The organism is Mesorhizobium sp. M7D.F.Ca.US.004.03.1.1 (assembly GCF_003998635.1).
Lineage (GTDB): Bacteria > Pseudomonadota > Alphaproteobacteria > Rhizobiales > Rhizobiaceae > Mesorhizobium > Mesorhizobium loti.
Window position 1 is genome coordinate 1 of record NZ_RZQG01000241.1, and the last position, 7,224, is coordinate 7,224.

A 7,224-nucleotide genomic window follows, 5' to 3' on the forward strand; every position below is an offset into this window, starting at 1 on the left:
CACCGTTTCGGGACCGCTGTCGGTCGATGCCGAGGGCCTTATCAACGCCGATCTGATGATCAGGCTGAAGGATCCGAAGGCGGTGGCGGCGATCCTCGGCGCCGCCATACCCGAGCAGAAAAGCCAGATCGAGCAGGGCTTTGCTGCCTTGGCGGTGCTCGGCAACGAACCGTCGATGCCGCTGAAGGTGGTCAAGGGCAAGGCCTCGCTCGGCTTCATTCCGCTGGGCAAGATCAAGCCGGTGGAATAGCGTTGCCATGGCAAGACCCGTGAGGTTGCTGAGTGTTGGCGCACTGACGTTGGACACCATCCTGCGTGTCGAGACACTGCCCATGCATCAAGGAAAGTTCATCGCCTCCGACGGCGTCCAGATCGCCTCGGGCATGGCGACGAGCGCTGCCTGCGCGGCCCACCGCCTGGGTGCCGAGGTATCGCTGTGGGCGAGTGCCGGCGACGATGCCGTCGCCGACCAGCTCATCGCCGGCATCGAGGCCGAGGGCGTCGATTGCACCTTTGTGCGCCGCGTCAGAGGCGCCCGCTCGGCGCTGGCCTCGATCCTGGTCGACGCGCATGGCGAGCGCATCATCGTGCCGTTCTATGACAGACTTGCCCACGCCGATCCCGAAGCCTTGCCGGTCGCTGACCTCATGGCATTCGACGCCGTACTGGTCGATGTCCGCTGGCCGGGTGCGGCAGCACTTGCCCTGAAGGCGGCCCGCGCCATGGGCCGTCCGGCGATCCTCGATGCCGACACCGCACGGCTGGAGGTCCTGGAACAGCTGTTGCCGCTCGCCACGCACATCGTCGCTTCGGAGCCGGCGGCGCGCATTGTCTGCGGCCAGGCGCTCGATCCGGAAACGGCTTGCGCCGATCTCGCCAGCCGCACCGACGCCTTTGTCGCGGTGACCGGCGGCGCGGCGGGGAGCTGGTGGCACGACCGTTCCGCAGGCTGTGTACGCCATGTCGCGGCGCCGAAAATCAAGGCCGTCGACACGTTGGCCGCCGGCGATGTCTTTCACGGCGCCTTCGCCGTCGGGCTGGCGGAAGCCATGCCGGTCGAGCAGGCTTTGCGCTTTGCCAGTGCGGCCGCCGCGCTCAAATGCCTGCGCTTCGGCGGCAGGCTGGGCGCGCCGGACCGCGCCGAGACTCTGGCCATGGTCGCTGCGACCTGGCCGACATCCCGACAAGGCTAAGGGAGCTGAGATTCAGGTCAGGCCGAGTCGAAAATGGCTGAGACCGAGAACCGGAGCGGAGCGTACTTGAAGTACGTGAGCACAGTTCTACCGCGACGCGGTGGAACGGGGAAGCGCAGGTATCCGCCATTTGCAGGCCGGCCTCACCTGAATATCAGCTCCCTTTAGGGTGTTCGACCGCCTGACGGCCAAAATCGGGCACGTCGATGTCCTGGCCGGCCTCGATGATCGAGCGGCGCACGGCGCGGGTGCGGGTGAACAGGTCGAAGAGTTTTTCGCCATCGCCCCAGCGGATCGCGCGTTGCAGCGACGCCAGATCTTCCGAGAACCGCGCCAGCATTTCGAGGATGGCGTCCTTGTTGTGCAGGCACACGTCGCGCCACATGGTCGGGTCGGAAGCGGCAAGGCGGGTGAAGTCGCGAAAGCCCGAAGCCGAATATTTGATCACTTCGGATTTGGTCACCGACTGCAGATCATCGGCGGTGCCGACGATGTTGTAGGCGATGATGTGCGGCAGGTGCGAGACGATGGCCAGCGTCATGTCGTGATGCTGAGGGTCCATCGTGTCGATGTTGGCGCCGCAGCGCCGCCAGAATTCCGACAGCCTCTCCAGCGCGTCCGGATCGGTGTCGGGCACCGGCGTGAAGATGCACCAGCGATTGTCGAACAGGTCGGCGAAACCGGCATCGGGGCCGGATTTTTCGGTGCCCGCCAGTGGGTGACCGGGAATGAAATGGACGCCGGCCGGCACATAAGGCTGCATCTGCGCGATGACCGATGCCTTGGTCGAGCCGACATCGGTGAGGATCGCGCCCGGCTTCAGCGCCGGCGCGATTTCCTCGGCGACCGCGCCGGATGAGCCAACCGGCACCGAGACGATGACCAGATCGGCATCGCGGACCGCTTCTCTCGCATCGGTCGTGTAGGAATCACCCAGCCCAAGCTCCTCAGCCCGCGCCAGCGTCGCGGCGCTGCGGGTGGAAATGGCGACGTGACGGGCGAGGCCCTCGCGGCGGATGACGCGGGCCAGCGACGAGCCGATCAGGCCGATGCCGACCAGCGCGATCTTTTCAAACATCGGTGATGTCATGGTGTTCTAGCTTTTCAGGAATGTCGTGAGAGCGGCGACAACGCCGCGATTGGCCTCTTCAGTGCCGACGGTCATGCGCAGCGCGTTGGGAAAGCCGTAGCCGGAAACGCGCCGCAATATATAGCCGTGCGCCGTCAGATAGTCGTCCGCCGCCGCTGCGGAATGTTTCTTGTCCTCGGGAAAATGAATGAGGATGAAATTGCCGACGCTGGGCGTCACCCGCAAACCGAGCCCTGTCATCTGTTCGCTCAGCCAAGCCAGCCAGGTCTCGTTGTGCGTCACGCTGCGCTCGACATGAGCGCGGTCCCGGATCGCGGCGATGCCGGCCTCGATCGCCGTCGCATTGACATTGAAGGGCCCCCGCACGCGGTTGATGGCGTCGACGATGTGCATCGGCGCATACATCCAGCCGATCCGCGCACCGCCGAGGCCTATCTTGGAGAAGGTACGGGTCATCACCACGTTCTCGGCGCTGCTGACCAGCTCGATGCCGGCTTCATAGTCGTTGCGGCGGACATATTCGGCATAGGCCGCGTCGAGCACCAGAAGCACGTGCCTGGGCAGGCCGGCATGCAAGCGGCGCACCTCCTGGAACGGCACATAGGTGCCGGTCGGGTTGTTGGGGTTGGCGAGGAACACGATCTTGGTGCGCGGCGTGACGGCGGCCAGGATGGCGTCAATATCGGCGCGCTCGTCTGTTTCCTTGATCGTCACCGGAACGGCGCCAGCCGACTGGATGTAGATTTTGTAGACCATGAAGGCGTGTTCGGTGATGACAGCCTCGTCGCCGGGCGCCAGATAGGTCTGTGCCAGCAGGCCGAGGATTTCGTCGGAGCCATTGGAACAGATGATGTTCTGCGGGTTGAGGCCGTGCACCTCGGCGATCGCTTCGCGCAGCCGCCTGGCGGTGCCGTCGGGATAGACGTCGAGCTTGCCGGCAATTTCACGCGCGGCTTCGATCGCCTTCGGCGACGGACCGAGCGGGTTCTCGTTCGAGGACAGCTTGTAGACCTTGGCGACGCCGGCAGGCGCCGTGCTCTTGCCCGGCACATAGGCGTCGATGTCCATGATGCCCGCGCGCGGGGTTGGACGTGCCTTGTCCGGTGTCTGGCTCATGTCGCAAAATCCGTCGAGAACGCTTCCTGAGGGAAGCCGCAGCGGAAATACAAGCCGTGGCCCGCAATGTCGAGAGGTGACAGCCACCGGACCAAGGCTGGCCGTTGACGCCGGCGCGCCACAGCCGTAGAAGAGGTGCGAACTTCCGTGGTGATTTGGCCGGTCGGCTTGCAGCCACGTTAAACAACTTGCTAAAGGGCCGTTTGCATCCTGTAACCGGCTTTGCGACTGCAATGCCGGTTTTTTGTTGTCCGCGACCGGCCGGACATCGGCATCGATTTTCGAAAGCGCGGTGCCGTGGATTCAAAGTGTGAGATGGATGTCATGGCCGTTCTGCGCGCCCGCAAAACCAACAACGAGGCCGACCAACCGTCGAGCCCGGTTTTGCGTTTTGGCTCCGACAAGCCGCTCAAGCTGGATGCCGGCACACTGCTGTCGCCGTTCCAGATCGCCTACCAGACCTACGGCACGCTGAATGACGCTCGCTCCAACGCCATCCTCGTCTGCCATGCGCTGACCGGCGACCAGCATGTCGCCAGCACCAATCCGGTGACCGGCAAGCCGGGCTGGTGGGAAGTGCTGATCGGCCCCGGCAAGATCATCGACACCAACCGCTTCTTCGTCATCTGCTCCAACGTCATCGGCGGTTGTCTTGGGTCCACCGGACCGGCCTCGACCAATCCCGCCACCGGCAAGCCCTATGGGCTCGACCTGCCAATCATCACCATCCGCGACATGGTGCGCGCGCAGCAGATGCTGATCGACCATTTCGGCATCGAGAAACTGTTTTGCGTGCTCGGCGGCTCGATGGGCGGCATGCAGGTGCTGGAATGGGCGTCGAGCTATCCGGAGCGCGTCTTCTCGGCGCTGCCGATCGCCACCGGCGCGCGCCATTCCTCGCAGAACATCGCCTTCCACGAGGTCGGAAGGCAAGCTGTCATGGCCGATCCGGACTGGCATGGCGGCAAATATTTCGAGCACGGCAAACGCCCGGAAAAGGGCCTGGCGGTGGCGCGCATGGCCGCCCACATCACCTATCTGTCGGAAGCCGCCCTGCACCGGAAGTTCGGCCGCAATCTGCAGGATCGCGAAGCGCTGACCTTCGGCTTCGACGCCGACTTCCAGATCGAAAGCTATCTGCGCCACCAGGGCATGACCTTCGTCGATCGCTTCGACGCCAATTCCTACCTCTACATGACGCGGTCGATGGACTATTTCGACCTCGCCGCCGATCATGGCGGTCGGTTGGCCGATGCCTTCGCAGGCACCAGAACCCGCTTCTGCCTGGTGTCCTTCACCTCGGACTGGCTGTTCCCGACCGAGGAGAGTCGCTCGATCGTGCACGCACTCAACGCGGCCGGCGCATCGGTATCCTTCGTCGAGATCGAGACCGACCGCGGCCACGATGCCTTCCTGCTCGACGAGCCGGAACTGTTTGCCGCCATCAACGGCTTCATCGGATCGGCGGCCCGGGCGAGAGGGCTCAGCGCATGACCCCGAAAAATTGCAGACTTTTCGGATCGGGATCATGCGCCAGGCAGGAGGCGAAGCCATGAGTGTCAACCGCGACCAGCGCGTCGACCTCGAGGTCGTCGCCAACCTCATCCCACCGCAGTCGCGCGTGCTCGACGTCGGTTCCGGCGACGGCTCGCTGCTCGAACTGCTGCAGGACACCAAGCAGGTCGACGGCCGTGGACTGGAGCTGTCGCAGCGCGGCGTCAACGAATGCGTGGCGCGCGGCCTCTCGGTTATCCAGGGCGATGCCGACAAGGACCTCGAATTCTATCCCGACAAGGGCTTTGACTTCGTCGTCCTGTCGCAGACGCTGCAGGCCACCCGCAACCCGAAGCTGGTGCTCGACGAACTGCTCAGGATCGGCAACCGCGCCATCGTGTCCTTCCCCAATTTCGGCCATTGGCGGGTGCGCCTGTCGCTGTTCATCCAGGGCCGCATGCCGGTGACCAAGGACCTGCCCTATTCCTGGTACGACACGCCCAACATCCACTTCTGCACCATCCGCGATTTCGTCAATCTGTGCGACGAGCTCGGCGCGACCGTGGAGAAGGCGACGGCGCTCGACGCCAATGGCCAGAAGATCGGCCTGTCGATGCCGTGGTGGTTCTGGAATTTCTTCGGCCAGCAGGCAGTGTTCTTGCTGAAACGGTAGCTGTGTTCGCCATGCATCTCTTTCGTAGGCGCCCTTTGCCTGTTGAAGTCCCTTCCGACATCCTGGCTGGGTTAAAAGCCGGGATTCTCATCTGCACCTCACCACGCAGTGGCAGCAACCATCTCGCCGGGTTGATGGCAACCGCCGGGCTTGGCAATCCTCTGGAATGGTTCGGCGGCCGCCGTGTTCTCGAATTGCCGAACTATCCTCGCGATCCCCGTGCTCAGGTTTTGCGTGCATTAAAGGATGGGCGATCTCCCTCCGGAATTTATGCAGTCAAACTCTTTGCAAGCCAGTTTTCCCAGGTGGCCAAGACTGTGGACCTCCCAGCCAGCCTTCCAGGACTGCGCTATGTCCGCTTAACCCGCCGCGATCTCCTTGGTCAGGCAATTTCTTGGGCACGCGCTCGTCAGACCGGTCGATTTCGCTCCACTGAGGCTGCTCAGAACTCACCACGCTATGACGGCGCGGCGATCGCGGAGGCGCTTGAAAAAATCATGCTGGAAAATCTGGCCTGGGACATTTGGCTAGCAAGAAACGGATTGTCTTTCCTGTCATTGACATATGAGGAACTCTTGGCAAACCCACGGGCCAGCCTTGTAAAGGTCGCGCATCTGGTTGACGCTGAAATCACATTTGAATCTACATCAGCCCCCAATTCTGGTCTCGAGATCCAACGGGACACCGTCAATACGGAATGGAGGGAACGCTTCTTGTCGCAGTATTCCGACACCTCAAAGTTCCAGACCAGAAATCACCGCGGGTCCGGCTTTCTTTGAAATCCGGGCTGGCGCTCCGATTTGATCAAAGAGGCAACATGCAAGATTATGTGGGACAATGGAGCGTTTCACGAAAGGCTGTCGCTCGATAGGCAGAGGTTGCTTTACTTTAGGTTGCGGCGGATATAGCCACCTAGACGATGAATGGTCAGTGCAGAGATGGTTGAAGAACGCGCAAGATATTCACTCGTTGTGGAAATGGAAAACGCCAAGTCCATCGACTGGGACGAGATCGGCATTGGACTGAAGGCCTTGGCGCGGGAAATCGTAGCTGTCACTGATCTCGGCCTGGCGCGACCGAAAGTTGTTATTTCTCATGGTGGGCATGAGTCGGATGCAGACGCGCTGCTTCATAAAATCACGGCTGAAGCACCGCAGCTGGGTCAAGTTTCCGACCTCGTCTTCACAGCGTTCCCTGGCGGCCGATACTACGACCTGAAGAACAATGGCGTACTGGCAACGGACGGAAGCATCGTCATCTTGACCGATTCCGACGTCGTGCCGGAACCAGGCTGGCTGTCAGCTTTGCTGAAGCCATTTGAAGATCCAAAAATCATTTGCGTAAACGGATACACATATCTTTCGCACGATGATTTCTTTTCAAGAACGTTTGCCCTGATCTGGTTTTTCCCGATGGCTCATGGCGATGGGCGATTTGCCTCGAAGCGGGCGATGAACGCCAACAATGTAGGGTTTCGACGCGAATGGATCGTCAGCCATCCTTTCCCGAAACACAATGGCTTCAAGGTTTCCTGCACGTTGCTGATGCGCGAACTGCTGCGCGAAGGCCACAAAATTCATAATGTCAACGCACGCGTCTACCACTACTCACCCCGGGGCTGGCGGATCTTTTACTGGCCGGGCTTGGTTATCTGCCCC

8 protein-coding genes and 1 riboswitch are annotated in these 7,224 nt (G+C 61.9%); of the genes, 6 read left to right on the forward strand and 2 right to left on the reverse strand.

The window, feature by feature from the left end; translation table 11 throughout:
• Both EN935_RS15565 and EN935_RS15570 read left to right on the forward strand, forming a co-directional pair.
• The coding region (locus EN935_RS15565) for a DUF2125 domain-containing protein (RefSeq protein WP_127373424.1) at positions 1–250 on the forward strand (250 nt) is incomplete at its 5' end.
• A gap of 7 nt (positions 251–257) precedes the next feature.
• The gene (locus EN935_RS15570; RefSeq protein WP_109671625.1) at positions 258–1,193 is read left to right on the forward strand and encodes a sugar kinase; all 936 of its coding nucleotides are present in this window, start codon (positions 258–260) and stop codon (positions 1,191–1,193) included.
• A gap of 154 nt (positions 1,194–1,347) precedes the next feature.
• Here EN935_RS15570 and EN935_RS15575 read toward each other — a convergent pair whose 3' ends face one another.
• Together EN935_RS15575 and hisC are read right to left on the reverse strand one after the other, a co-directional pair.
• Complete coding sequence (locus tag EN935_RS15575; RefSeq protein WP_206532373.1) at positions 1,348–2,283, reverse strand: prephenate/arogenate dehydrogenase family protein; 936 nt, start codon at positions 2,281–2,283, stop codon at positions 1,348–1,350.
• 6 nt (positions 2,284–2,289) lie between these two features.
• On the reverse strand, positions 2,290–3,399 hold the full coding sequence (hisC, locus tag EN935_RS15580) for a histidinol-phosphate transaminase (protein ID WP_109671623.1): 1,110 nt from the start codon (positions 3,397–3,399) through the stop codon (positions 2,290–2,292).
• A gap of 137 nt (positions 3,400–3,536) precedes the next feature.
• Positions 3,537–3,614, forward strand: a riboswitch (SAM riboswitch).
• Between the two features lie 109 nt (positions 3,615–3,723).
• Between hisC and EN935_RS15585 the strand changes: the two genes are divergently transcribed.
• The 4 genes from EN935_RS15585 to EN935_RS15600 form a co-directional block, all read left to right on the forward strand.
• A complete protein-coding gene (locus EN935_RS15585) occupies positions 3,724–4,893 on the forward strand; it encodes a homoserine O-acetyltransferase (RefSeq protein WP_127264072.1) in 1,170 nt (389 codons plus the stop codon).
• A gap of 58 nt (positions 4,894–4,951) precedes the next feature.
• On the forward strand, positions 4,952–5,566 hold the full coding sequence (metW, locus tag EN935_RS15590) for a methionine biosynthesis protein MetW (protein WP_023757246.1): 615 nt from the start codon (positions 4,952–4,954) through the stop codon (positions 5,564–5,566).
• Positions 5,515–6,345, forward strand: a complete 831-nt coding sequence (locus EN935_RS15595) for a Stf0 family sulfotransferase (protein ID WP_126070689.1) — start codon at positions 5,515–5,517, stop codon at positions 6,343–6,345. The genes metW and EN935_RS15595 overlap by 52 nt, the downstream gene beginning before the upstream one ends.
• Before the next feature lie 144 nt (positions 6,346–6,489).
• The coding region (locus EN935_RS15600) for a glycosyltransferase (RefSeq protein WP_245488976.1) at positions 6,490–7,224 on the forward strand (735 nt) is incomplete at its 3' end.